Consider the following 25,956-nt stretch of genomic DNA (forward strand, 5'->3'; position numbering starts at 1 on the left):
GCGGGACGTTGCCGGATCGTGGCCGAGTCGGCGTCGCGGCCGACGAGGCGCCCGGCCATGTGCCGGGTGATGCCGGACGTGATCCGACGGCTACGCGCCGGCGGTGGCGGCCTCCTCTGCCGCACGGAGTTCCGACTTCCATTCGCGGAAGCCCTCCTCGGTGCGGCCGCGCCGCCAGTACCCCGAGATGGACGCGTTCGCCGCGCTCACGCCACGCTCCTTGCGGACGTAGCCGCGAAGGTTGTGCATGACCGCCTGCGCCTCGCCGTGGATGAACACGTGCGGCTCGCCGTCGAGCCATTCGGCGTCGCGTACGGCCCGGATGATCGGTGCGTTGTCGCCCGCGTTGTCGTCGCCGACCTCGCCGGCAGGGGCTCCACGGTGAATCCAGACGATGTCGGCGCCGACCGGGGCCTTCAGCGCGATCTCGTCCTCGGGCCCGGCCACCTCGATGAACACCTTCGCGACGGCGTCGGCGGGAAGAGCTTCCAGCGCGGCGGCCAGCGCAGGCAGGCCCGCTTCGTCGCCGGCCAGCAGGTGCCACGGGGCGTCCGACCGCGGGCGGTAACCGCTGCCCGGCCCGATGAATCGAATGGTGGTGCCCGGTTCGACGCTCGCAGCCCACGGACCGGCGATTCCTTCGTCTCCGTGCACGACGAAGTCGACGGCGATCTCCCGAGCTGCCAGGTCGATCGTGCGGACCGTGTAGGTCCGCAGCACCGGCTGTTCGCGGCGCGGCATCAGACGGATCAACTTGCGGTCGAAATCACGGCCCCGGAACGGCGCACCATCCGGACCGAACGCCAGCTTGATGTACATATCGGTGTCCCAGGTGGCGGGCTCCCCCGCCGGGACGAAGTCGTCGAACCCGGCGCCGCCCAGGTACAGGCGCACCAGGTGCGGGGTCAGTTGCTCACGACGAAGTACGGTCATGACGTTCAGGTTCTTGGCCATGAAGCCTCCTCTCGGCCACCCACCCTACGCTTCTTAGGTAAGCCTAAGTCAACCGATCCGCATCCACCCCGGTTGGTGAAGTGATCTAATCTGGGAGTTCAAGTCGTTGAATGTCCCATTTCTCCAGTTCGATCGAGGGTTGCCATGCCGGATTCGTCGTCGAGGCGAGGATCCCGCCTCACCGTCGACGATTGGCTCAACGCGGCGATGCAGGTGCTCATCAGTGACGGCGTCGGTGCCATCAAGATCTCTCGCCTGTGTGAGCGGCTCGGGGTCACCAAGGGCAGCTTCTACTGGCATTTCACCGATATCTCCGCGTTGATGACAGCGCTGTCCGACCACTGCCGCGCGGTCGAGGAAACCGCGCGACAGATGTTGGCGGACCTGGAGAAGCTGCCGCCGATCGAACGCATCCAGACGATGGGCCAACTCGTCAGCGACACCCGCCGACGTTCCGTGGAGGCAGCTGTTCGTGCCTGGGCCGAGACCGACCCGACCCTCGAAGCGTCGGTCGTGGCCCTCGACCACACCGTGTTCGACGTCGCCCGCACCGCCTTCGTCGAACTCGGCTTCTCGGATGTCGAGGCGCACGCCCGCGCCACCGCACTCGTCTATGTCGGGATCGGGTACATGCAAGGCGGAGAGCGGGTGGAAGCGCCGACCGAGGATGACAAACGCATCTTCGTCGAGATGCTCACCCGGAGGTAGTAAGCGAAGGCTCGACCGACCGGCGGGCTCATCTGGCCAACTTCCAAGCGCCGTCGACGTTCTGGACGTGGCCGCTCACGTCCATCCGCGCCAGCGCCGACCGTACGACCGCGAGGTCGAGGCCGGCGGAGAACGCGATCTCGTCGATGGTCACCGCGCCACGACCGGGAATCGCATCGTGCACCCGCTTCTCGTCGGCGGACAGCAAATCGGTCGACCGTGCGCGACCACCACCGGTCCCGAGTGTCGCGTCGGGTGCGGACAGGGCGAGGGCCGACGGCGCATCGAACACGAGCACCGCCGATCCATCGGCGATCATCTGATGGCATCCGACCGACGTCGCCGACGTGACCGGTCCCGGCACCGCCCCCAGCGGTCGTCCGAGCTTTCGAGCCCATGCCGCGGTGTTCGCGGCCCCCGATCGGCGGCCGGCCTCGATCACGATCACTGCGTTCGCCATCGCCGCGACCAGCCGGTTACGGGTGAGGAAGCGATGTTTCGCGGCCGTGGTGCCGGGCGGGTACTCGGACACCACGAGACCGTGTGCCGCGATCTCGTTGATCAGCCGCGCGTGACCGGCCGGGTACTCGCGATCGATTCCGCACGCCATCACCGCCATGGTCGGTGCACCACATGCCAGCGCCGCACGGTGAGCGGCCCCGTCGATCCCGTAGGCAGCCCCGGAGGTCACCGTCACTCCTTCGGCCGCGAGTCCTCCCGCAAGCGACGATGTGACCTGTTCGCCGTAGGAGGATGCCGCCCGGGAGCCGACGAGAGCGATCCCCGCGCCGGCCATCTCGTCGAGCCGACCCGGCCCGCGGACCCATAGCGCGATCGGCTCACCACCACGAAATGCGGTGTCGGCCTGGTCCAGTGCCATCAGCTGCCAGCCGGGCCATTCGTCGTCAGCTCTGGTGACCAGCCGAGCACCTATCCGGTCGGCGATCTCGAGGTCGTCGCCCGACATGTCGGTATCGGCGCGGGCCCCGGTCACCTCGAGGGCGGCCTCGTGGCCACGCGGCACCGACCGCGACCGAATCGCATCGGCAGCGTCGACGGGCCCGAGGTCGTCGCACAGCGCCAGGACCGCCGCGCTCGGTGGCTCCGCGGCACGAGCGAGGTAGGCCCACGCTCGGCGGTCCGCATCGTCGCGGGCCGCCATCAGCGTCCGCCCCGGTCGCGGTAGAGCAACGCCTCGGCGACCTCGGTCTCGCCGGGCTGCTCGGCGCCCTTGAGGTCCGACAACGTCCATGCCAGGCGGATCGCCCGATCCGCACCACGCGCGGTGACCCGGCCGTCGCGCAGAAACAACTCCACCGGGCGAAGCGCGGCCGGCGACAGTCGAAAGCGTTGTCGGAGAGCAGATCCAGGAACCTCGGCGTTGGTCAGCCATCCATGATCGCCCCATCGCTCGATCGCGGCGCCACGGGCGTGCGCCACCCGTTCGCGTACCGCGGAGCTGGGTTCCTCGACGGCGGTCATCAACGCCGCATTGCCCGGCGGGTCCATGCGCACACGGATGTCCACCCGATCCATCAACGGTCCGGAGAGCTTGCCGAGGTAGCGGCGCCGGGCCATCGACGAACAGACACAATCGATGTCGTGGGCAGGCGCGCACGGACAGGGGTTGGCGGCCATGATCAGCTGGAACCGTGAAGGATAGGTCGCGACACCGTCGCGGCGTGAGACCCGCACCTCGCCCTCCTCGAGTGGCTGGCGCAGTGAGTCGAGAACCTTCGGGCCCATCTCGGCACATTCGTCGAGGAACAGGACACCGCGATGCGCCCGTGACACCGCGCCCGGCCGTGCCAGCCCGGTACCGCCGCCCAGCAGCGCCGTGACCGACGTGGTGTGGTGCGGTGCGATGAAGGGCGCATCGGTGACCAGCGGGTGGCCGGCTCGCAGTGTGCCCGCGATGCTGTGGATGGCGGTCACCTCGAGAGACTCCTCGCTCCCCAGTGGCGGCAGGATGCCGGGCAGGCGACGTGCGAGCATCGTCTTGCCGATGCCCGGCGGCCCGGTCATCAGGACGTGATGGGCACCGGCGGCGGCGATCTCGAGCGCGTGCCGGGCCTCCGACTGACCGACGACGTCGGCCATGTCGTGCACCTCGACGGGTGGCGGAACCACCGCGGCATCGCTGACGGTGTCGAGGACGTGGTCTCCCTTGAGCCAGCCGGCCACATCGCGGAGGCAGCGGGCGCCGCCGATGTCGAGATCGGCGACGAGTACCGCTTCGGCGACGTTCGGCATCGGCACAACCGCGTGTGTGTAACCACGATCGCGGGCGTGTTTGAGCGCCGGGAGAACTCCGCGGACCGGGCGCAGCCCACCGTCGAGCCCCAGTTCCCCGAGGAACACGGTTTTGGCGGCCCGCGTTGTGTCGACCTGGCTGGTCGCTGCCAGGATCGCCAGCGCCATGCCCAAATCGAAGGACGATCCGCCCTTGGGGAGGTCGGCCGGAGCCAGCGACACGGTCACCTTGAGGTCAGGGAACTTGAATCCGCTGTTGGTGATCGCCGGGCGCACTCGGTCCCGCGCTTCTCGCAGCGACGCATCCACTTTGCCGGCGACGCAGAATCCGGGGAGGCCGTGGCCGACGTTGGCCTGGATCTCGATCTCATTGGCCTGGAATGCGTTGAGGCCGACGGTGTGCGTGCGACCGAGGCCGGTCATCATCGACGGATCGGTCACTCGAAGACGCTCCGGTGGTGGCGGACGATGGCTGTGTCGACGGCTGTCGGGTCGCGGGGGTCGAGCTGAACGGAGATGACGTCGAATCGGATTCGCGACCACCATCGATCTCGGTTGTCGGCCAACCACTGTCGGATCAGTCGCCGCATCCGCGCCAGCTTCAGCGGCGTGACCGCGGCGAACGGATCGTTGAAGACCCGGGACGCTCGCGTCTTCACCTCGACGACGACGAGCTCATCCCCGTCTGCGGCGATCAAGTCCAGCTCACCGAATCGGTTGCGCCAATTTCTTTCCAGGACAGACCAACCCAGACTCCGGACATGGTCGGCGGCCAGGTCCTCGCCCAGGCGACCGATGTCGGCCGTACGAGGTCGTTGCCGCGGCGTCGGACTCTGCCGGGATGACGGCGGCCGGGATGCGTTCTCGCTCATGGATACAGCATCGCCGCGAAGTCGGACGTTCAGACCGCGCACGGCAGATGGAACGCGATCTGTGGACACCTTCCGCGCCTGTGGATGATCAGGCCGGTCGATCAGCCCTCAGAGACGAAGGTCTTTGTCCGGACTGTCGCCCTGGTCGCCGTCGGCGGCCTTGCTGTCCGGCTCCGGTTCGGCGGGCAGCGGTGGCGCCCAGTCGCCGATGACCCGTGGCGCGACCAGTGGGAGTTCGCCGACGATCTCGGAGCCGTTCTCGGTGGTGTGCAGGTAGTGGGGCGCCTTGTGCTCGGTGTCGTTCGACCCGCGACCGCGTCCCCCGTGCGGAGCGCCGACGGGCGCTGCGCCCGCACGACTCGGGCCGGCGCCCACCGGCGTCGGTGCCGACGTGCCGGCCGGCGGACTCGGCGCCAGCGGCATCGGCGGAGACAATCGGCGCGAGAGCGCAGCCGGATTGGCCCCGCCCGAACTCCCGGAACCGCCCGACCCACCGGAACCACTCGATGACCCTGCCCCGCCAACGGCTCTGGCGCCTCCACCGGCACCCGACGCGAGAGTACCGGGCATCATTCCGGCCGGCGTCGTCGAACCACCCGTTGATTCTGGACTGCCGAGTCCCCCGCGCATCAGGCTGTCGGGCCCGTCGCCGCCACCTCCACTCGCTGCGGCGGTTTCGCCCAACGAGAGTGGTGTGTCACCGGAGCCTGCTGTCGAGGGCCCTGCCGGAGGAGCGGATGGGGCACCATCGGCCATCGGTGTCACAGGGGTTTTCGACGATTGCGGGCCGTACTCGCCGAGGTCCATCGCGGCGCCGGCAGATCCCTTGGCGGCGGTGCCGCCACCGGACCCGCCACCGGCCGCTCCCCCGCCGCCCGCTGCTCCGGCACCGGGGGTACCGGACGGCATCGCGGCTGAACCCAGGCCGTCGCCGGCAGAGCTCATCGGCCCGTTGTAGGTCTGGGTCATGAGAAGGCCGGCCCGCATCATCGCACCGTGTGCATCGCCGAATGGGTCGGTGAGTTCGGCCTGCAACTGCAACAGCGAGTTGCGTTGTGCCTGGGAGGCGGCGAGCACGCCTTGGGCGGACACCAGCGCGTCGACTCCCGGCTTGGCGTTGGCCGCTGCAGACACGATGTCGCTCGAGATCTGCCGGGCCGCGTCCTCACTGGATGAAGCAGCCGAACCTTGCAGACCATCGCCGCCAAACCGGTACAAGGTCGACGCAGCCTGGTGAGCTGCCGAGATCGCCTGCGCAAGAGCTTGTGCATCCGCCGCGGCCGATTCCGGCCCCATCGACTCCAGACGCGACAGGATCTGCTGGATCGCGACGAACCAATTGGTATTGCCGCCCCCGACCGCGCCCGTCATCGCCCCTCCGATCCGGCTCCCCCGGCAGACCTCTGTCCACCGGACCTGGCCCGCTATGCTACAAGACAATCTGGGCGGATCTCGTCACTCCGCTCACAGGCGTTGACGCGGGGAACCACAACGGGGGTCTGTGCGTCCGAAGCAACGTGGGGAGGAATCCGTGAGTGACGAACCCAAGCTGAGAGGCTCCAGCGTGCCGCTGTGCATCGAGCCACCCGAGATCGCTGCTGCGCCAGATCAGCGGGATTGGGGGCAGTTGACGCCCGGGTCCGTGATTCGGTCCGAGAAGGGAAACTGGGAAGAGCGGGCGAAAGCAGCGAATCTGGCCGCCGACACTCTCGAGACCTGTCTGCGAGCCGCACGGCGGATTGTCGTCAGCAACTATCTTGGCGCGGGCTGCGCGGAAGGAGACACATTACGCCAATCAATTCAGCGGCAAGTCGTAAGTGACCAAGGCTGGTCAGGCCAGTTAGAAGACCAAATACTAGTTCTGCGAGAACTCGCAAACAGCTGCACAGCCGCGGCGGACGCTTTAGAGACCGTCGATGGGGCATCGGCAAAAGGCCTACAATCCTCGAGGCATTCCTGAAACAAATGTATCGGCTAGTACTTATTACGATTGTCGCTGTTGCGATTCTGACGGGGTGCGGAGAGGCAGATTCCTCGCGCGACGAATCTGCGACAACCATCACAACGCAAGAAGGCTCTACACGACAGACCGATACAAGCGGCAGGCCACTCCCGTTCACCACTGGGTTCGAGAAACGGTGGAACAGTTCGAATGATGGCACCGACTACGAACCGTGCACCGCGGTCGATTCCAGCACCGCTGAATCGGTTGGCCTAGATATCCACACAGTCGCGGACGCTGCGACAGTTGACGGCCAGACTCTTAGAGGGTGCACGTGGGAATACTCGAATCCCGCACTAGACGGCTGGTCTGCCGACCAAATCGTCGCAGATTACGAAAGCCTCGAAGCTTACAGGCTTCGAAACGCCTCGTTCAATTGGCTTTCAGACATACAAATTTCTGGACGCACGATTGGAATTGGCTCGTTGAGTTCTAACGACTGTTTTACATACGTACAATCAGAAGGTTCAGGTGTAATAACCGCGGCGGCGTTCAATTCATCACCAAATCCGCCGCTGCCGGAAATCTGTGACCGCGCAATTGAACTCACTCGCGCAACCATCGCCGATATCCCAGCGTAGTTCGCAGGGCAACAAATGAATTGAGGCCAAACCGTGGCAATGACCAAAAGCCAAAAGCGTATGAGTTGCTTTCAGAAATCTACCCATAGATGCCAGCTAAATCCTGGCAAGTAAATCGGTATGCGAAGGACTCTCTTCGGCTCGTTCGCGTTTACCTCCACCCTTCCCTTGGTACTCGCAGTGTCGGCGTGTGGCTCGAACGATGTCACACGATCTGAATCATCCGCTTCAATGTCGGGTACACCAACCGACAAGATTCGACAAACGGACGACAGCGGATCTCCCCTACCGTTTGCGAATCAGTTTCCCGCCCGGTGGAATGAATCGAACGATGGGACATCGTACGAACCATGTACCGCGATGGACTCCGACACTGCGGACGAGATCGGAATCGACTTCTCATCGGTAAAGGACGCGGCAACAGTTTCAGGACAGACCCTTCGGGGGTGCGAGTGGGACTACGCAGATTCCGATACTTCCGGGTGGTTTGCAAGCCAGGCAGTCGCAGACTTTAGCAGTCTGGAGTCGTATAGGCGCAACAACCTACGTTTACTTGGAGAAAAGACACCCAACTATCAGGGCGCGATGTAGGCATGGCATCAATTAATTCGTTCACGTGCTTCACTTACGTCCAATCACAGGAATCCGGGGTCATCACTCAATTGATTCATATCGGCGCGGGAACGCCAACGAATGACGAACCTTGCCAGCGCGCAATCGCCTTCACCCGCGCAACTATCGACAAGATCCCTGAGTAACCTTCCTTCCTCGAAGAAATCAGTCGGGCTTCGGACATGACAATTTGCGATTTCGGCACGCTTGGCGCGCGGCCACAGAGCACAGGAGTCGTAATCAGACGAGCAGCGATCGCATTTTCCAGCGGCCCAACATTGGCGATGATGGCACTGTTTGCGCTGACCGCCTGTTCCCCATTGCAATCGAGTGATTCCAATAACTCGCCCACCTCGCAAGGAGCCGTGTCGCAGGGCCCAGCGATCCGACAAACCGATGATCTAGGAAAGCCGCTGCCATTCGACACTAAGCATCCGAAGCGCTGGAACTCATCCAACGACGGAACGGCATACGAGCCGTGCACCACCGTAGACGATAGGACGGCCCGGCGCGTAGGCCTCGACCACGCTACTGCTGAGGACGCCGCAACCGTCTCCGGCCAGACACTTCGTGGATGTGTGTGGCATTTCGTAGACCCAGAAAGAATGTTCTGGTCCGCCGATCAAGTGGTGGCAGATTTCTCGAGCCTCGATGAGTACAAGCAAGCGAACCATCTGTTTACTTGGCGCGAAGATACCTACATCAGCGGCCGCAGGGTCGGAGTCGCTTCGATGGACTCCGGGAATTGCTTCACGTATGTTCAGTCCAGGGAATCCGGTGTGATGACCAGCGTGGTGATAAGCACCTCCGCCGCTCCTCCGCTTTTTGAAATCTGCGACCACGCAATCCAGATCACCCGCGCAACCATCGACAAGATCCCCGAATAGCCAGCCAGTAGAGCGAAACCCCTTACGCCATTACCGAACCCGGAAACCTCACGGCTCCTCAGGCAACCTCAACTCAGGCTTCTCGAGTTCTTCGATGTTGACGTCCTTGAAGGTGATGACGCGAACCTGCTTGACGAAGCGCGCGGGGCGGTACATGTCCCACACCCAGGCGTCGGACATGCGGAGCTCGAAGTAGATCTCACCCTCGGTGTTGCGGGGCACCAGTTCCACGGCGTTGGCGAGGTAGAAGCGCCGTTCGGTCTCGACCACGTAGGTGAACTGACCGACGATGTCCTTGTACTCCCGATACAAGGAGAGTTCCATCTCGGTTTCGTACTTCTCGAGGTCCTCAGCACTCATTCGTCAAGCCTATCGTGGTCGGGTCGGAGTCGGAGGTCACGCGGGAGGCGACATTCCGGTAGGACATTCGGTGTTGCGACGACGGTCCGTGCAGGTCGATGCGGGCCATGTGATGCGCTGTGCTGTACCCCTTGTGAACTGCGAAGTCATAGCCCGGCAGTTCGTCGTCCATCGCCACCATGATCCGATCTCGGGTGACCTTGGCGATGATGCTCGCCGCCGCGATACACGCCGCAGCACCGTCACCGCCGATGACCGGTAGCGAAGGGACGGTCAGCCCCGGGACGACGAAACCATCGGACAGGACATAGCCGGGTGTCACGTCGAGACCGGCGATCGCGCGCCGCATCCCTTGGATGTTCGCGACGTGAATGCCGATGCGGTCGATCTCGCCCGCCGGGATCACCACCGCGCTCCAACTCAGCGCGTACTTCGTGACCGCCTTGTAGAGCTGCTCGCGGGTGGCCTCAGTGAGTCGCTTCGAGTCGTCGAGATCGGCCAAAGACGTGAGCTGCGTGGGTTTTAGGACGCACGCCGCCACGACAAGCGGTCCGGCACACGCTCCGCGGCCGGCTTCGTCCACACCCGCCACCGGACCGAGCCCGTTGCGGTGCAGCGCGAACTCATAGGTCCGCAGGCTGGCGGCCCGACGGATCGGGAACCTCGGCGGCCACCGGCTCATCGGTCAATCCCCCACATCACAGCTCTCCGATGTCATGACTGCGGGTTGTCCGAGGACACACCACCGATCCGCGAGAAGGGATAGATGATGAATCGGACTTTGCCGCGGATGTCGGCGACCGGAACCGTGCCCTGGAACTCGTCCTCCATGTGGAAGCGCGAGTCGGCGGAGTTCGCCCGGTTGTCACCCATCACCCACACGTTGCCCTCGGGCACCTCGACCGGACCGAAATCGGGGCCGTAGCAGACGTTGGGCTGTCCATCGGGAGTGGCGGCGAGTTCGTTGCCGGCGGCGACGTCCGCGGCCTGCAGGGACTTGTCCACATAGGGCTCGTCGAGCGGTTTACCGTTCACGGTGACGCCGACGCCGTCGGCGTTTCGACACTCGACGGTCTGACCGCCGGTGGCGATCACCCGCTTGACCAGATTGTTCTCGTCCGGCGGGGCGAAGCCGAACCACGACGCGACGTCCTGGATCTGGTGCACGACCGGATTGTCGGAACGGGGTGAGAGCCACGCACCGTCCCACGATTCGGTCGGCGCCTTGAACACCACCACGTCGCCGGGCGCAGGGTCACCGAACCGGTACGAGAACTTGTCGATGACGATCCGGTCGTTCGTACAGCCCGGGCACCCGTGCAGGGTCGGTTCCATCGACTCGGAGGGAATCACGTACTGACGTCCGACGAACGTTTGGAGAAGCCAGGTCAGCAGCAGAACGCAGCCGATGATGATGACCGCTTCGCGGAGCAGCGATCCCCGCTTCTCCGGCTTGTCGGTCTTGCTGCGCCAAGGGCGCTCGTCAGGGTGCTCGCTATCGGGGTCCCAGCCGTAGTCCTCGGCACGCGAGGACGATTCGGCGGACGACCGCTGCGCACCGGGATCGGATTCGTTACCCGAGGAGTGAGAGTCGGCCACGTCGTCAGGGTAGACGGGTCAGCGCTTTTCCTTGATCTTGGCTGCCTTGCCGCGCAGGTCGCGCAGGTAGTACAGCTTCGCGCGACGCACGTCACCGCGGGTGACGACATCGATCTTGGCGATGTTGGGGCTGTGCACCGGGAAGGTACGCTCCACGCCGACGCCGAAGGACACCTTGCGGACGGTGAAGGTCTCGCGCACGCCGCCGCCCTGGCGACGGATCACGACGCCCTTGAAGACCTGGACGCGCTCCTTCGAGCCCTCGATGACCTTGACGTGAACGTCGAGGGTGTCACCGGGTGCAAAGTCGGGAATGTCGTCGCGCTGCGACTGCTTGTCGAGGAAGTCGAGGGTGTTCATCGTGGTGGGTCCAATCTGGCGTTTTCGCGTGAACAGAGGAACCTGGCGGCCCCACGGATGACCACCCGAGTGATCGGGTGTCACGTATGAGGTTCGACCGGTTCGTGCTCCGAGTCATGGTGTGCGCCCGGGCCGGGTCCGTCCGGAGATCCCCTCCGGTCCGAGACTTCGTCGCCAGGCAACCCGACTATTGTGCCAGACAGACCCCTGTGCGGCGAAATCGCCGGTGGCGGCGGTGCCGGATGCACCATCTGATCCAGACGGTCCTCGGTCGCCGACCGGACGTGCGGCAGAACATCGGGTCGGCCGGCGATCAGATCCTGGATGAAGATCTTCGCCCGGATGAACGGCCGACGCAACCGCCGTTCCCGCTCCATCGCCCGCTCCAGCTTCCGCGGACGCGACAGGTAACGCCACCGCGCCCACGGCGACGTCGGCCGGGCGAGGCGAGTCACCCCGATGAGCAGCAGCGGCCAGGCGAACACACCGATGACGCCGGTCCAGATCTTGCCTTTCAGCACGACGATCGCGGCCAACCCGAGGTTCACCGCCGCAGCGACCACCTCGACGACCACGGTTCGTCCGATCCGTAGGTCGTTGAGCGCGTCGAAGTACAGGTCGAGCGGACGAAAACCGAGCAAGATCATTCCGGTGGCCGCAAGGGCGATGAACACCGCGTCCACGGACGTCCGCCCCTCGTGGGACCAGTACACGTCGCGTAGGTAGAAGATCAGCGCGAACTCGTCGAGGATCAGCGCGGCGCCGATCCCGAACAGCGCGGCCAGCACCGACATCACGGCTTGGTCGCCGCTCACGGAGAACGCGATGAGCCCCAGGCCCGACAGCAACGTCAGCACGACACCGAACACGACATGGTGGATGTGGGTGTCGCCCGCGGTCACGTTGGAGAACCACCAGCGGACATCGGCGCGGATGAGTCGGACACTGATCCGGATCACGATGAATCCGATGATCAGCCCCAGGAAGAACACCAGCAGCGGAAGTCGCCCACGCTCGATGATGTCGTGGTTGATCCAGTCCGCGGCCCGATCGGAGAGCCATTGGTGCACACGCTCAGATTAGTGCGGACAGCTCACCCTGCGTAGCGGTCGATCACGCTGACCACCGGGCCCGGCCCACGGAAGGCGACGGCCGCTTCGTAGGCCGCATCGCGCAGTCGATCCCGCGCGGAGCGGCCCGCTTGACCTGCGCCGATGACGTGGCTGACGCAGTTGATCGCCCGGGCCTGGAAGAAGGCCCGCTCACGCGCGACCACATCGCCGCGCCGCCGAGCGACGAATGCGCGCTGTTCATACTGCGACAACAGACTGTTCACCTGCAGCTGCCCGGTTGCCGCAACTCCACCACGCTCCCGGAGTTCGGTGAGGGCGGTGGTGACCTCGGTGTTGTCGCCGACCTCGACCGCCGACATCACCGTGATGGCCAGGAAGTACAGGCAGGGGGCGAGGTCCTCGTCGGGGACGCGTTCGACGAGGTCGGCCAACCCCGAGTGCAGACGCGTGATCCGGTGGCTCACTGCTGATCACCGCCTGGGCCCGACTCGTCGGAGAACCAGTGACCATCCGTCGCATCGTCGCGCGGCGCGAACAACGCCGCGTCGGTGTCTCCGAGTGCTGCCACCGTGTCCGGTGCGATAGGCGTGGCCGCGGCGATCGCCAGGGGGCGAACTCCGTGGCCGGTCATGTGGTCGACGATCGCGAGTTCCGCCGCCCGCCCATCACCGACCAGGGTCTCTCCGGCGGCGATGCCGACGCCGTCGCGTTCGTACGGATAGCACTCGTCGGTGCCGACGACCAGGGTGCGCCCGCCATCCGGGCCGCGCCCGAGTCCGACCGCCAACCGCACCGAGCCGGCCACCGACGCCGGTAGCGCGGACTGTAGCTGCGCCGCACGCAGTTGCAGCCAATCCGTGTCCGTCGTGCTGATGCCTTGCGCGTCCACGCTCGCCGCGGCCGGTGTGTGCGCACCGGCGGCCAGCGCACCGGCGCCTGCGGCGAGACCTCCGAGCGCGGCGAACGGCATCATGCCACTGGTGGCCGCGGGTGCCGGCTGGTCGTCGGCGTGCCGCTGTCCGTCGTCGGCGGCCTGCATCGTGTAGTCGTCGCCGGCAGCGGTCATCGCCATCCGACCGGCCGAGGCGGCGACCACCCGCGCCGAGTCGTCACCCAGACCGGACATCAGTTCGGCCCGCAACCGCTCCCGATCGGCGACCGACGTGATGACTGCCATCTCGTTGTGGGCGGCGGTGGCCGTTGACGCGTACGAGTCCAATGCCGCTGCGGCTGCCGTGAGCCGCCCGGCGGTGCGCGCCAACGCCGAGTCGGACCCGTCGACCAGCTGCCCGTGACCGGCGACGATCCCGTCGTGGAACGCTCCGGACCCGTCCGCGTCACGCCGGTGGGCCGCATTGAGGTCTGCGATGACCGAGGCGACCTGCGATGCGAGTTCACGGCACCGCGTGGCCGAGTCGCGCAGCGCGACGACGTCTGCGGTCGGCCACCTGCCCGGCGCGAGTTCTTCTGCCAGAGCACGGATCTCCGGCGGCACGGGCAGGAGCTCTGGACGGTCGACGGTCATCGCAGATCCTGCAGCGTGAGCGCGACGTCGTGGTCGGCCTCGCCGATCTCGGTGACGCCGCGTCCGATCAGCGCGCGATGACGCGCGATCTCGGCAGCAGCAGCCTCAACCGACCGCGCGGTCTCGTCGGCCAACGACGCGAATCCCGCCCGGAACGCCCGTGCGCCGTCGTCGACACCGACGGCGGAGTCGGCGGCAGCCAACACCGCGACGACGTCGTCGACGATCCGGTCGATCTGTGTGTGCGCCGAACCCACCCGGTCGGAGAGTTCGGACAGTGCATCCAGGTCTGCTCGTAGCTCCGCGCCCCCGGCGTCCGGATGCCACGTCGGCCCCGTCGACATTCCTGCTGACATATCTGTTGCTCCCCCGTCTGTCACGACCGCGTCCGGCGCTCCTCGCGGAGGTCGGTGTAGTCCGGTGATGGTTGGACGGCTGCCGACAGGATCTGGTTCCGCTGATCGTGAAGTCGCTGGTCGGCCTCCGCTACCAGCGTGGTGACCTGGGCCGACAACTGCTCGGCGCGGTAGCGACGCATCGCGCGTGGGTCGATGGTGAGATCCACCAGCAGCCCACGGGCGTCGACGGTGACCGAGACCAGCCGATCGGTGCTGGTCGCGCGCGCCGTCAAACCGGAGATCGCATCCCCCACCCTGCTCAACTCGGCACGCTGCCGCGCCAGCTCGTCGAGCATGACCGACCACCGATCCGACATCAGACCCCCCTCCCGTGCGGTCGATCTTAGCGACCGCGCCCGGTATCGGATCGTCCAGCGGCTCCGACCGCGGCGGTCCGAAGCCGCGTCAGTCGGTCATCGAGTCGGCGACATCGTCGGGCAACAGGTCGGGACGCCGTTCCCGCGTCCGCGCGAGCGCCTGGTCATGCCGCCATGCAGCGACCTTTGCGTGGTCGCCGCTCAGCAGCACCGGCGGGACGTCCAGTCCACGCCACGAGACCGGCCTCGTGTAGCTCGGTCCCTCGAGTAGCCCGTCGGAGAACGAATCCTCTTGGTGCGACTGCGGATTGCCGAGTACACCGGGGATGAGTCGCACGGTTGCCTCGATCATCGCCATCGTGGCGACCTCGCCGCCGATGAGCACGAAGTCGCCGAGCGAGACCTCCTCGACCCGCACCCGCCGGGAGGCGTCGTCGAAGACCCGCTGATCGATCCCCTCGTAGCGACCGCACGCGAAGACCAGATGATTTTCGGTGCTCCACCTCGTCGCCGTGGCCTGCGTGAACGGCACCCCGGCGGGGGTGGGTACCACCAGCAGGGCGTCGTCGGGACAGACCTCGTCGAGGCACGGTCCCCACACCTCGGGTTTCATCACCATGCCCGGGCCGCCGCCGTAGGGCGAGTCGTCGACGCTGCGATGCACGTCGTGGGTCCAATTGCGCAGATCGTGGACGTCCACGCTGATGTGTCCCGCACTGATTGCCTTGCCCAGCAAAGCAACCCGCAGCGGTTCGAGGTATTCAGGGAAGATCGAGACGACGTCGACGCGCACCGTCACACCTCGGCGTCGATGAGGCCGTCCGGCGGGTCGATGACGATCCCGTCGGCGCTCACCGTCGGCACGATCTCACGGACGAAGGGCACGAGCACCTCTCGATCATCGGGTGTGCGCACCGCGAGCACATCGCCGGCAGGCATGTGGAGGACCGAGGTCAGAACGCCGACCTCGGCGCCGTCGACGGTCGTCACCGGCGCTCCCTCGAGCTCGTGTTCGTAGAACTCGTCGGGATCGTCTCCGGAGTCGACGTCGGAGCTGTCGATGAGGAACAACGCCCCACGCAGCGTGTCGGCGAACGTCCGGTCGGCCACCTCGTCCAAGGACAGCAACAGCCGCCCGGCGTGGTGCCGGGCGGCTGTCACAGTGAAACTCTGCTCGCCGCCACCGCGTGGCAGGCGGGCGCGCAGCCGGGTGCCGGGCGCGAAGCGGGCGTCGGGATCGTCGGTGCGCACATCGACGACGACTTCACCCCGCACACCGTGCGATTTGGCCACACGGCCCACCACGAGATCCATCGCGGAGCCGTATCGGTCAGCGGTCGGTGTCGACGATGTCCACACGCATCCCGCGACCACCGATGCCGCCGACGAGCGTCCGCAGCGCGGTGGCGGTGCGGCCGTTGCGGCCGATCACCTTGCCGAGATCGTCCGGATTGACGTGGACTTCGACCAGCCGGCCGCGACGGCCGGTGATGAGTTCGACCCGGACGTCGTCGGGGTTGGCGACGATGCCGCGGACGAGATGCTCGACCGCGTCGGCGACCACTGCGCTCACGCGTCCGCCTTGGCGTCTCCGCCGGCTGCCGGCACCTGTTCGGCCGGGGCCTGGTCAGCCGGAGCCTCGGCGGGACGGGTCTCCGCGGAAGCGTCGTCGGCCTTCTTGGCGGCCTTCTTCTTCGGGGTGGTGGCCTCGGCGACGGGCTCGCTGTCCGCGGCTGCCAACGCGGCGTTGAACAGGTCCAGCTTGGACGGCTTCTCGGCGGGGGTCTTCAGGGTGCCCTCGGCACCCGGCAGGCCCTTGAACTTCTGCCAGTCGCCGGTGACCTTCAGGATGGCCGCGACCGGCTCGGTCGGCTGTGCGCCGACACCCAGCCAGTACTGTGCGCGCTCGGAGTCGACCTCGATGAGGCTCGGCTCTTCCTTCGGGTGGTACTTGCCGATGGTCTCGATCGCCCGGCCGTTGCGGCGGGTCCGAGAGTCGGCGACGACGATGCGGTACTGGGGGTTGCGGATCTTGCCGAGCCGCGTGAGCTTGATCTTGACAGACATGTCTTCTCTTTCAGTGGTCACTGCGCAATTCAGCAGCCCGCCAGGAGGGCGGACCCGGTTTTGCGATCTGTTCCGGTGTGACCGTCGGTCGGTACGTAACCGGGTCCGACGAACCGGCATGCCATTCTGCCAGATGAGGCGCCGTGAGCGGAAATCCGCGAGGACGGGTCCGACATGTGGTTACCCACCCCGCTGAAGGTAACCACATGTCGCGTACTCGACCAATGAACACTCCGACGTCCTCGCGCGGTCGGCGGCCCTCCCCTGACCGGCGTCGACATGGCGTGGACGTGGGCTCAGACGTCGCGAACCCTGCTACGCAGCGGTTACATTACCAGCCAGTAAGTTAGCGATACAGCCAGATAAACGTGGGTTACCTCACACGAATCGGTCACACATGTATCGGTGACCTGGGATTTTGCCGAACCGGCGACTACGCGACCGTTAGCCCCGAGCAAACGATCTCGCGCGGCCGCCGCAGCGTGGTCAGATCCACGCGCGGATCGTCGTCGAGTACCAGGAAGTCCGCGCGGTCCCCGTCGCCGAGCAGTCCGGCCCCGAGCCATTCCCGCGGCGCCACCGTGGCGGCGTACAGGGCGTCGCGGGCGCCGAATCCGACGGCGGCCATCGCCTCGACCTCGTCGACGATCCGCCCGTGCTCGACGAAGCCACCCGCATCGGTGCCCGCGAACGTCGGCACGCCGGCCTCCCGCGCGGCCGCGAACACGGCTGCGGCGTTGTCGTACAGCTTGCGCATATTGGCCTGGTAAGTCGGGAAGCGGTCGGCCCCGTCGGCGATGCCGGGGAAGTTCTCCACCTGGATGAGTGTGGGCACCAACGCGATCGAACGCTCCACCATCGCGTCCATCAGGTCGGTGGTGAGTCCGGTGCCGTGTTCGATGCAATCGACGCCGGCGGCGATGAGATCCGGCAGGGCGTCGGCCCCGAACACGTGCGCGGTGATCCGCGCCCCCTCGGCGTGCGCCGCATCGACCGCCGCGTCGAGTTGGGCTCGCGTCCACAGCGGGGCGAGGTCGCCGACCTCGCGGTCGATCCAGTCGCCGACGAGCTTGACCCACCCGTCGCCGTCGCGGGCCTGCCGGGTGACCTCGGCGGCCAGGTCGTCGGGATTCTCGAGGTCGACGCCGTAGTCGCGCAGATACCGTTTGGGCCGCGCGATGTGCTTCCCGGAGCGGATGAAACGCGGACAGCTGCGGTCGCCGTCGAGCGGGTGGGTGTCCAGCGGCGAGCCGACCTCACGGATGAGCAGGGTGCCCGCACGCACGTCTTGGTGCGCGTACCCGCGGGCCTGCTCGATGGTCACGCCGAGGCCCGGTGCGATGCCGACGTGATTGTGCGCGTCGACCATCCCCGGGATGATCCAGCCACCGTCGACCGCGGTCCGGGCGGCGGCCACCGGCTCACGAGTGATGACTCCGTCGACGACCCACAGGTCGATCTGTTCGTCGGTGAACGGGTCGATGCCCCGGTAGTGGCGTGGTTCCTCGCTCGGTGCCGGCACGGGCCTCCCTACTTCTTCTTCAGGTTCTGGAACTGTGAGACGTCGATGCCCTCGAGGCCGGGTGGCAGTTCGTCGAGACCGGCGGGCATGTTCGACAGGTCCGGGAACCCTCCCGGCATACCGGGCATCCCGGCCATGCCCGGGAATCCGCCCCGCACCTTCGGCGGGGTGGGTCCACGGTTCTTGCCGCCCTTGCCCTTGCGTCCCTTGCCCTTCTTGCGGTTGTTCTTGCGGCCGCCGCCACCCATGCCCATCCGGCCGGACATCTGCGCCATCATCTTGCGTGCCTCGAAGAACCGGTCGACGAGCTGGTTGACCTCGCTGACGGTGACGCCCGAGCCGTTGGCGATTCGCAGGCGGCGGGAGGCGTTGATGATCTTCGGGTTGTCCCGCTCCGCGGGGGTCATGCCGCGGATGATCGCCTGCACGCGGTCGAGTTGTTTGTCGTCGACCTGGGAGATGGCGTCCTTCATCTGACCGGCGCCGGGCAGCATGCCGAGGATGTTGCCGATCGGACCCATCTTGCGGATCATCAGCATCTGATCCAGGAAGTCCTCGAGGGTGAGCTCGCCCTGGGTGATCTTGGCGGCCGCGGCCTCGGCCTGCTCCGCATCCCAATGCTGCTCGGCCTGCTCGATCAGCGACAGGACGTCGCCCATGCCGAGGATGCGACTGGCCATCCGGTCGGGATGGAACACGTCGAAGTCGTCGAGCTTCTCGCCCGACGACGCGAACATGATCGGGCGGCCGGTGACCTCACGGACCGACAGCGCGGCGCCACCGCGGGCGTCGCCGTCGAGCTTGGTCAGCACCACACCGGTGAATCCGACGCCGGACTGGAACGCCTCGGCGGTGGTGACGGCGTCCTGACCGATCATCGCGTCGACGACGAACAGCACCTCGTCGGGCTCGGTGGCCTGCCGGATGTCGGAGGCCTGACGCATCAGTTCCTCGTCGATGCCGAGGCGGCCGGCGGTGTCGATCACGACGACGTCGTAGTGCTGGGCGGTTGCCTCCGCGAGGCCCTCGCGGGCGACCGCGACGGGATCGCCCTTGCTGACCGTGCCCAGCTCTCCGGTCTGGCCGATGCTGGTCCCCGGGTCGGGCGCGAACACCTTCACCCCGGCGCGCTCACCGACGATCTGCAGCTGGGACACCGCGCCGGGACGTTGCAGGTCGCAGGCGACGAGTAGCGGCTGATGCCCCTGCTTCTTCAACCAGTTGCCGAGCTTTCCGGCCAGGGTCGTCTTACCGGCACCCTGGAGGCCGGCCAGCATGATGACCGTCGGCGGCTTCTTGGCGTAGGCGATCCGCCGGGTCTCCCCACCGAGGATGCCGACGAGTTCCTCGTTGACGATCTTGACGACCTGCTGGGCAGGGTTGAGTGCCCCGGAGACCTCTGCGCCCTTGGCGCGCTCCTTCACCTTGGCGATGAAGCCACGCACCACCGGCAGAGAGACATCGGCCTCCAGCAAAGCCAGCCGGATCTCCCGGCAGGTGCGGTCGATGTCGGCATCGGACAGGCGCCCCTTGCCGCGAAGGTCCTTGAGGGCGTCGCCCAACCGATCGGAAAGCGAATCGAACATTCTTCCAGTCTTCCATGCCCGGGTTGATGTGCTCCGCGCGTGGCCCGCCGATCAGCTGATCGGCACGCCGGACCGCGCGGTGCCGCCGTACGCGTCGGGGCCGTTGCCGTCGTCGTCGGAACGCGGCTGCGGCGGTGGGCATACGCCGATCACGTCGTCGGCCAGGGCCGCACGGGCATCCTCGCCACCGTCGGGCATCTGCAGACAGAACGTGTCCACGACGGTACTTCCCAACGTCGTGACCTTCGCCCAGCGCACCAGCGCGCCGTGGCGTTCGATCACCGCGCTGACCCGGCTCAGCAGCCCGATCCGATCGTCGGTACGCAGTTCCATCAAGACCTCACCCGGGTCGGGTCCGGGATCCGGTCCGGTGGCGTCCATGTCGGGCTGCACCCAGATGACCCGCGGCGGCGCCACCGCGAACAGGGCGGGCACAGCGTTCTTCGGGTGCCCGGCGCCGTCGATCGCCGGATCGGTGCTGCCGGCCGACGCCGCGGCCCCGGGCGCGGCCGTCACGGAAGCGATCGTCGGGATCGGCGACTCGGCCTCGCGGGCATCGAGTCGGGCCAGGACGTCCACCTTGCCCTCGACCGCGGCCATGAGCTGCTGGCGCATCAGACCGGCTTCGGGCGGACTGCCGAACAACGGGACCACCACGAAGGTGTTCACCGCGCTCCCGGCGTGGCTCTGCACTGTGGCCGAATGCGATCGGAGTCCGTTGAGGCTCAGCACCCCGGCCATCTTCGACAACAGCCCCGAGTCGTCCGGGGCGACCATGGTGACGCGGAAGGTGTGTGCACCGTCGGCGGGCACGATGTCCACCGAGAATCCGCCCTTGTCGGCGAGCGCGACCTGCTCGGGTGTGAGCGCTTCCGGCCGCGGCAATGCGCCACCGTCGATGAGTCGGAACGCCCGACGGACCAGTTCGTTGATCAGTGACGCCTTCCACTCCCCCCAGACGCCGGGTCCGGTGGCGAGTGAGTCCGCCTCGGCGAGCGCGGCGAGCAATTCCAGCAGCACCCTGTTGTGGCCGAGGGTGTCCGCGACGAACTCGGCGGTCGCCGGATCGTCCAAGTCACGTCGCGTGGCTATGGTCGGGAGCAGCAGGTGGTGGCGAACCATGTCCGACAACACCGTCACGTCCTGCGGCCACAGCCCGAACCGGTTGCCGATCTGGACGGCCAGCTCGGCGCCGACGATGCTGTGGTCCGCGCCCCGCCCCTTCCCGAGGTCGTGCAGCAGCGCGCCGAGGACAAGCAGGTCCGGCCGGGACACGCGGGTGGTCATCGACCCGGCATGCGCGGCGGTCTCCACGAGATGACGGTCGACCGTCCACGTGTGGATGGCATCGCGCGGCGGGAGGTCACGCACCGCGCCCCATTCGGGCAGCAGCCGTCCCCACAGGCCGGTCCGGTCGAGCGCTTCGATCGGGTCGACCATGTGGTGACCCGCTCCGAGCAGCACCAGCAGATCGCTGAGCGCCTCGGCCGGCCAGGGCTCGCGCAGTTCGGGTGCGTAGTCGGCGAGTCGAGAAAGTGTCGACGCGCTGATGGGCAGACCGGTGCGCGCCGACGCGGCGGCCACGCGCAGGATCAGCCCCGGGTCTTTGCTGGGAATCGCGTTGCGCGCCAATACGATCTCACCGTTGTGCTCGACGACACCTTCGTCGAGGGGGCGCCGGATGGGTGAGCGACGCAGTTTGGCCAGACCGCGTCGCGGGAGCGCGTTGCCTGCCGTGCGCAGACCGACGTCGGTCGAGTAGCTGATGGTGCGGGCGGCATCGCTGATCACTCGCGCGAGATCGAACCGGTCGCCGATGCGCAGCGCCGCACCGATCTCGTCCGCATCCTGTGCGCGCACCTGCTCGCGCGGCCGTCCCGCGATGCGATGCAACTCGGTGCGGATGTCGAGCAACCGACCGTAGGCGACCTGCGGCCCGGCTCCGGGGGAATCTGGTCGCAGACTGGCCATCCCATCGGTGAGCTGCGCAATCGCCAACGCCCCCATGAGCTGTACGTCGCGCAGGCCGCCGCGGCCGCTCTTCAGGTCGGGTTCGGCGCGATGGGCGATGTCACCGCCTCGTCGCCACCGGTCCTGCGCGTGAGCGACGACCGCGGGGAACCGATCCCGGATCTCCATGCGCCACTGCTGCCGTACGCCGCTGATGAGCAGCGTCGACAGATCCTCGTCGCCCGCGATGTGGCGGGCCTCGAGCAGACCCAGAGCAGCACTGACGTCCTCGGCCGCGACCTGCAGGGCCTGCGGAACGGTGCGGACGCTGTGGTCGAGCGGGATGTTCGCGTCCCACAGGGGGTACCAGAGCCCGTCGGCGACTTCGGCGACCTCATCGGGCGGCATCCCGTCGTGGAGCAGGATGAGGTCGAGGTCGGAGAACGGAAGCAACTCACCACGACCGAGACCACCGACGGCGACGATCGCGTACCCACTCTGCGGTCGCACGCCGAGTTCGGCGCCCTTGCTGGTCAACCAGAACTCGTGCAGGTCGACGAGCACCTGCCGGAGGCCGGGGGCGTCGAGCTTCCCCGATCTCCCCGACTCCAGGAGCTGCCGGCGGGTCGCCGCGAGATCTGTTGCTGCCACGGGGTTTTCGCACTTCCTTCGGTGATGGACACGGCCCCGCGCCTGACTCGTCAGACGCGGGGCCGTGTGGCTGTGATCGAAAAGGGCTCGTGCCCTTGGTCAGAGCGCGTCGCCGCCGCGCTCCCCGGTCCGGACCCGGACCACCGACTCGACCGGCGAGACCCACACCTTTCCGTCACCGATCTTGCCGGTGCGTGCGGCCTCGACGATCACGTCGACGACCTTGTCCACGGCAGCATCGTCGACGACGACCTCGACGCGGACCTTCGGCACGAAATCGACCGAATACTCGGCGCCGCGGTAGACCTCGGTGTGACCCTTCTGACGACCGTAGCCCTGGACCTCGCTGACGGTCATACCCAGGATTCCGGCCTGCTCCAGTCCGGCCTTGACGTCCTCAAGCGTGAACGGTTTCACGATTGCGGTGATCAGCTTCATGAGTTATCCCTCTCCACAGGAATCAGCGTAGTAGCGAACGTGCAGGGATTCATGCCAGTTCATATGCCGTCTCCGCATGTTCCGCCTCGTCGATGCCGTTGTGCTCGTCCTCCTGGCTGATCTTCCAGCCGAGCGGCTTGAGCGCCAGCGCGATGATCGTGGTCAGCACACCGGTGAACACGAGGGCGAATGCAGCGATCACGATCTGGACCACGACCTGCTTGTAGTCGCCGCCCCAGAACAGGCCGACATCCTTGGCCAGCAGGCCGACACCGATGGTGCCCCACAGGCCGGCGACGAGGTGAACGCCGACGACGTCGAGCGAGTCGTCGTAGCCGAACTTGTTCTTCAGGCCGATGGCGACGGCGGCCAGCGCACCCGAGATGACGCCCAGGATCAGCGATCCCACCGGGGTCAGGGAGCCACAGGCCGGGGTGATGGCCACGAGGCCGGCGACGATACCGGAGGCGGCACCGACACTGGTCGCGTGCTTGTCGCGGATGATTTCCACGGCGAGCCAGCCGATGATCGCTGCGGCGGTGGCGGCGGTGGTGTTGACCCACACCAGACCGGCGGTGGCGTCGGCCGCGAGCTCGGAGCCCGCGTTGAATCCGAACCAGCCGAACCACAGCAGGGCCGCACCGAGCATCACGAACGGGATGTTGTGCGGACGGTAGGCGGTGCGACCGAAGCCGGAACGCGCACCGATGATGAGCGCGAGCACCAGGGCCGCCATACCGGCGTTGATGTGCACCACGGTGCCACCGGCGAAGTCGATCGGCGCAACGTCGGCTTCACCGTCGGTGGTGCCGAACATCCAGCCGGCGATGCTGTCTTCGCCCCCACCGAGGAGACCGCCGCCGCCGACCAGACCGCCCCACACCATGTGCGAGAGCGGGAAGTAGACGATGGTCGACCACAGCACCGTGAACAGGAGCCAGGTCGAGAACTTCACGCGTTCCGCCAGCGCGCCGCTGATCAGGGCGACCGTGATGACCGCGAAGGTCAACTGGAATCCCATGAAGACGATCGCCGGGATGGTCATCCCCGCGGTGACGTATGTCGGCGCGTCCTCGGTGCCCGCTGTGTTCATCAGCTGGTCGGAACCGAACAGCGCGAACGGATTGGCGAAGATGCCGAGAATGTCACTGTTGCCGGTGATGCCGTCGGAGAACGACATCGAGAATCCCCACAACACGTAGACAACGCTGACCGTGGCCAGCGAGCCGAACGACATCATCATCATGTTCAGGACAGATTTGCCCCGAGCCAGCCCCCCGTAGAAAAAGGCGAGCCCCGGAGTCATCAGCAACACCAAACCCGCGGCGGCGAGCATCCACGCCGTATCACCGGGGTTGACTTCGCCAAAAACTTCTTCTGGCAGTGCCAAAACCACTTTGTGAAACCTCCTCAGAGTGCGCCGACGGCTCGACGCCTGCACAGAGACTCTGGCGGCAGACGGTTTCGGCCGTGGTGCCCTGAGGTTTCCGACGTGTGAACCAGTGGTCGTTTTATATTTCCTGCACGTAACAACGCAGGTCACGCCTCAGGAGGTTCTCAGCCTCCGTGAAGGATCTCCGATCTGGCTTTCGCGGTGTCGGATCACCGGTTTCACTACCGCAAAGCGGTTCGCAGCGATGACGGAGTACTCAGAGCAGCGCGTCGACGAACGCCTCGGGCTCGAACGGTGCGAGGTCGTCGGCACCCTCACCGAGGCCGACCAGCTTCACCGGCACACCGAGTTCCTCCTGGACGTGGAACACGATGCCGCCCTTGGCCGTGCCGTCGAGCTTGGTGAGGACCACACCGGAGATGTCGACCACCTCGGCGAACACCCGCGCCTGGGTCAGTCCGTTCTGGCCGACCGTGGCGTCGAGCACCAGCAGGACCTCGTCGACCGGCGCCTTCTTCTCGACGACGCGCTTGACCTTGCCGAGTTCGTCCATGAGCCCGGTCTTGGTGTGCAGGCGCCCGGCGGTGTCGATCATGACCACGTCGACGCCGGTGTCGATGCCCTTGGCAACCGCGTCGAAGGCGACCGACGCCGGGTCGGCCTGCTCTTTTCCGCGGACGATGTCGGCACCCACGCGTTCGCCCCAGGTCTGCAACTGGTCGGCCGCGGCGGCGCGGAAGGTGTCGGCGGCGCCGAGCAACACGCGGCGGCCGTCGGCGACGAGCACCCGCGCGAGCTTGCCGGTCGTCGTGGTCTTTCCGGTGCCGTTCACGCCGACCACGAGCACCACAGCGGGGCCCTCGGCGTGCGGCAGCGCCCGCACGGAACGGTCGAGGTCCGGGCGTAGCTGCTGGACCAGGACACGCCGCAGCACCGCACGCGCCTGGTCGGCTGTCCGGACACTGCCGGTGGCCAACTCGGTGCGCAGTCGCTCGACGACCGCCATCGTCGACGCGGTGCCGAGGTCGGCCATCAGGAGCGTGTCCTCGATCTCCTCCCAGCTCTCCTCATCGAGGTCGCCGGCGCCGAGAAGACCGAGCATGCTCTTGCCGATCGCACCCTGCGAGCGCGACAGCCGTCCACGCAGGCGCCCGAGGCGTCCCGCCGTCGGCGCGATCTCGTCGATCGGCGCTGGGGCGGCAGCTTCCTCGACAGTCGGTGCCGTCTCGGGTTCGACGGGCGCGGTCGTGGTGGCGTCGGCGTCGGCGGGGGGCTCGGTGTCCGGCAGCGTGTCGGTGTCCGGCGCGGGTGCCTCGAAGAGTTCGGCGGGGGTTTCGGGCACCTCGACCGTGGTGTCGGGGGTGGCGGTGGCGTCGGGACTCTCCACCTCGGACACGGTGTCGTCGGTCAAGACATCGTCGGCGGGTAGGTCGACGTTCTGGATGCCACGCCGCACGGAGTCGCGCGGCACCGACGCGTCGTCGCCGACGCCCGGCTGACCATCGACCTCGGTGCGCTCACCGGTCGGCGGAACGGTGGTGGGCGGCTCAGTAGCTTGGGGTTCGGTAGTTCTGGGTTCGGGGGTTGTGGGTTCGGGCGGCTCGGCGAGGCCCACCCCGCTGCCACCGCCCTGACTGAAGGAGAACCCGGATCCCGCCTTGTATCCGCCGGATTTGTCGACCTGCGGGGTCGTACCGTCGACCGGACGCTGTGCCCCCGAATCGTCGGAGAGCGAGATGCGCCGCCGCCGCGTCAGTGCGACTCCGCCCGCGACCAGTGCGATGAGCACGAGGACCGCGATGACGATGGCGATGATGATCTGGGTGTCCACTCCGCTTCGCTTTCTTG

27 protein-coding genes and 1 pseudogene are annotated in these 25,956 nt (G+C 66.8%); 4 read left to right on the plus strand and 24 right to left on the minus strand.

Translation table 11 applies throughout. The features are described from left to right. Positions 1-90 precede the first annotated feature (90 nt). A complete protein-coding gene (locus VZC37_RS10065) occupies positions 91-954 on the minus strand; it encodes a siderophore-interacting protein (RefSeq protein ID WP_330432316.1) in 864 nt (287 codons plus the stop codon). A gap of 144 nt (positions 955-1,098) precedes the next feature. On the opposite strand from VZC37_RS10065, the gene VZC37_RS10070 reads away from it, so the two are divergent. Then, positions 1,099-1,662 carry a TetR/AcrR family transcriptional regulator gene (locus VZC37_RS10070; protein WP_330432317.1) on the plus strand — a complete coding sequence of 188 codons (564 nt, stop codon included), beginning with the start codon at positions 1,099-1,101 and terminating at the stop codon, positions 1,660-1,662. Positions 1,663-1,690: 28 nt separating this feature from the next. Here VZC37_RS10070 and dprA read toward each other — a convergent pair whose 3' ends face one another. From dprA to VZC37_RS10090, 4 genes are all read right to left on the minus strand, one after another. Beyond that, a complete protein-coding gene (dprA, locus tag VZC37_RS10075) occupies positions 1,691-2,824 on the minus strand; it encodes a DNA-processing protein DprA (RefSeq protein ID WP_330432318.1) in 1,134 nt (377 codons plus the stop codon). Continuing rightward, positions 2,824-4,338 carry a YifB family Mg chelatase-like AAA ATPase gene (locus VZC37_RS10080; protein WP_330432515.1) on the minus strand — a complete coding sequence of 505 codons (1,515 nt, stop codon included), beginning with the start codon at positions 4,336-4,338 and terminating at the stop codon, positions 2,824-2,826. The genes dprA and VZC37_RS10080 overlap by 1 nt, the downstream gene beginning before the upstream one ends. A 14-nt stretch (positions 4,339-4,352) precedes the next feature. Continuing rightward, positions 4,353-4,787: a YraN family protein gene (locus VZC37_RS10085; RefSeq protein WP_330432319.1), complete on the minus strand. Its 435-nt coding sequence runs from the start codon at positions 4,785-4,787 to the stop codon at positions 4,353-4,355. 108 nt (positions 4,788-4,895) lie between these two features. Then, a complete protein-coding gene (locus VZC37_RS10090) occupies positions 4,896-6,158 on the minus strand; it encodes a hypothetical protein (RefSeq protein ID WP_330432320.1) in 1,263 nt (420 codons plus the stop codon). A 594-nt stretch (positions 6,159-6,752) separates the two neighbouring features. On the opposite strand from VZC37_RS10090, the gene VZC37_RS24690 reads away from it, so the two are divergent. From VZC37_RS24690 to VZC37_RS10095, 3 genes are all read left to right on the plus strand, one after another. Further along, on the plus strand, positions 6,753-7,370 hold the full coding sequence (locus VZC37_RS24690) for a DUF3558 family protein (protein ID WP_431309370.1): 618 nt from the start codon (positions 6,753-6,755) through the stop codon (positions 7,368-7,370). 120 nt (positions 7,371-7,490) lie between these two features. Beyond that, positions 7,491-7,961, plus strand: coding sequence for a DUF3558 family protein (locus tag VZC37_RS24695; protein WP_431309371.1), 471 nt, complete (start codon positions 7,491-7,493; stop codon positions 7,959-7,961). Positions 7,962-8,164: 203 nt separating this feature from the next. Beyond that, a complete protein-coding gene (locus tag VZC37_RS10095; RefSeq protein WP_330432321.1) occupies positions 8,165-8,869 on the plus strand; it encodes a DUF3558 family protein in 705 nt (234 codons plus the stop codon). Between the two features lie 48 nt (positions 8,870-8,917). Here the strand turns inward: VZC37_RS10095 and VZC37_RS10100 are convergent, their stop codons facing one another. The 19 genes and pseudogenes from VZC37_RS10100 to ftsY form a co-directional block, all read right to left on the minus strand. Beyond that, complete coding sequence (locus tag VZC37_RS10100; RefSeq protein WP_330432322.1) at positions 8,918-9,229, minus strand: DUF2469 domain-containing protein; 312 nt, start codon at positions 9,227-9,229, stop codon at positions 8,918-8,920. Then, positions 9,219-9,911 (minus strand): ribonuclease HII, encoded by a 693-nt coding sequence (locus tag VZC37_RS10105; protein ID WP_330432323.1) that lies wholly within the window; start codon positions 9,909-9,911, stop codon positions 9,219-9,221. Before VZC37_RS10105 ends, VZC37_RS10100 begins: the two co-directional genes overlap by 11 nt. Before the next feature lie 32 nt (positions 9,912-9,943). After that, complete coding sequence (lepB, locus tag VZC37_RS10110; RefSeq protein WP_330432324.1) at positions 9,944-10,828, minus strand: signal peptidase I; 885 nt, start codon at positions 10,826-10,828, stop codon at positions 9,944-9,946. An 18-nt stretch (positions 10,829-10,846) separates the two neighbouring features. Continuing rightward, the gene (gene rplS / locus VZC37_RS10115) at positions 10,847-11,188 is read right to left on the minus strand and encodes a 50S ribosomal protein L19 (RefSeq protein WP_330432325.1); all 342 of its coding nucleotides are present in this window, start codon (positions 11,186-11,188) and stop codon (positions 10,847-10,849) included. An 80-nt stretch (positions 11,189-11,268) separates the two neighbouring features. Continuing rightward, the gene (locus VZC37_RS10120) at positions 11,269-12,258 is read right to left on the minus strand and encodes a hypothetical protein (protein WP_330432326.1); all 990 of its coding nucleotides are present in this window, start codon (positions 12,256-12,258) and stop codon (positions 11,269-11,271) included. 23 nt (positions 12,259-12,281) lie between these two features. Next, entirely contained in the window at positions 12,282-12,725 is a 444-nt protein-coding gene (locus VZC37_RS10125) for a hypothetical protein (RefSeq protein WP_330432327.1), read from the minus strand. Beyond that, positions 12,722-13,786 carry a hypothetical protein gene (locus VZC37_RS10130; protein WP_330432328.1) on the minus strand — a complete coding sequence of 355 codons (1,065 nt, stop codon included), beginning with the start codon at positions 13,784-13,786 and terminating at the stop codon, positions 12,722-12,724. Before VZC37_RS10130 ends, VZC37_RS10125 begins: the two co-directional genes overlap by 4 nt. Next, on the minus strand, positions 13,783-14,142 hold the full coding sequence (locus VZC37_RS10135; RefSeq protein ID WP_330432329.1) for a hypothetical protein: 360 nt from the start codon (positions 14,140-14,142) through the stop codon (positions 13,783-13,785). The genes VZC37_RS10130 and VZC37_RS10135 overlap by 4 nt, the downstream gene beginning before the upstream one ends. A gap of 20 nt (positions 14,143-14,162) precedes the next feature. Beyond that, complete coding sequence (locus VZC37_RS10140; RefSeq protein WP_330432330.1) at positions 14,163-14,501, minus strand: YbaB/EbfC family nucleoid-associated protein; 339 nt, start codon at positions 14,499-14,501, stop codon at positions 14,163-14,165. An 88-nt stretch (positions 14,502-14,589) separates the two neighbouring features. Continuing rightward, positions 14,590-15,294 (minus strand): tRNA (guanosine(37)-N1)-methyltransferase TrmD, encoded by a 705-nt coding sequence (trmD, locus tag VZC37_RS10145; protein ID WP_330432331.1) that lies wholly within the window; start codon positions 15,292-15,294, stop codon positions 14,590-14,592. Between the two features lie 2 nt (positions 15,295-15,296). Next, positions 15,297-15,815, minus strand: coding sequence for a ribosome maturation factor RimM (gene rimM / locus VZC37_RS10150; protein ID WP_330432332.1), 519 nt, complete (start codon positions 15,813-15,815; stop codon positions 15,297-15,299). 16 nt (positions 15,816-15,831) lie between these two features. After that, positions 15,832-16,074, minus strand: a complete 243-nt coding sequence (locus tag VZC37_RS10155; protein WP_330432333.1) for an RNA-binding protein — start codon at positions 16,072-16,074, stop codon at positions 15,832-15,834. Then, the gene (gene rpsP, locus VZC37_RS10160) at positions 16,071-16,568 is read right to left on the minus strand and encodes a 30S ribosomal protein S16 (RefSeq protein WP_330432334.1); all 498 of its coding nucleotides are present in this window, start codon (positions 16,566-16,568) and stop codon (positions 16,071-16,073) included. The genes VZC37_RS10155 and rpsP overlap by 4 nt, the downstream gene beginning before the upstream one ends. A 433-nt stretch (positions 16,569-17,001) precedes the next feature. Next, entirely contained in the window at positions 17,002-18,090 is a 1,089-nt protein-coding gene (locus tag VZC37_RS10165; protein ID WP_330432335.1) for an amidohydrolase family protein, read from the minus strand. An 8-nt stretch (positions 18,091-18,098) separates the two neighbouring features. After that, a complete protein-coding gene (gene ffh / locus VZC37_RS10170; protein ID WP_330432336.1) occupies positions 18,099-19,676 on the minus strand; it encodes a signal recognition particle protein in 1,578 nt (525 codons plus the stop codon). A gap of 51 nt (positions 19,677-19,727) precedes the next feature. Next, positions 19,728-22,380, minus strand: a pseudogene (locus VZC37_RS10175) ([protein-PII] uridylyltransferase). Beyond that, the gene (locus VZC37_RS10180; protein WP_004572306.1) at positions 22,377-22,715 is read right to left on the minus strand and encodes a P-II family nitrogen regulator; all 339 of its coding nucleotides are present in this window, start codon (positions 22,713-22,715) and stop codon (positions 22,377-22,379) included. Before VZC37_RS10180 ends, VZC37_RS10175 begins: the two are co-directional and overlap by 4 nt. 49 nt (positions 22,716-22,764) lie before the next feature. Then, positions 22,765-24,111, minus strand: coding sequence for an ammonium transporter (locus VZC37_RS10185; protein ID WP_330432338.1), 1,347 nt, complete (start codon positions 24,109-24,111; stop codon positions 22,765-22,767). A 253-nt stretch (positions 24,112-24,364) separates the two neighbouring features. Further along, entirely contained in the window at positions 24,365-25,939 is a 1,575-nt protein-coding gene (gene ftsY / locus VZC37_RS10190) for a signal recognition particle-docking protein FtsY (protein WP_330432339.1), read from the minus strand. Positions 25,940-25,956 lie beyond the last annotated feature (17 nt).

Source organism: Gordonia sesuvii, from assembly GCF_036350415.1.
Taxonomy (GTDB): Bacteria; Actinomycetota; Actinomycetes; order Mycobacteriales; family Mycobacteriaceae; genus Gordonia; species Gordonia sesuvii.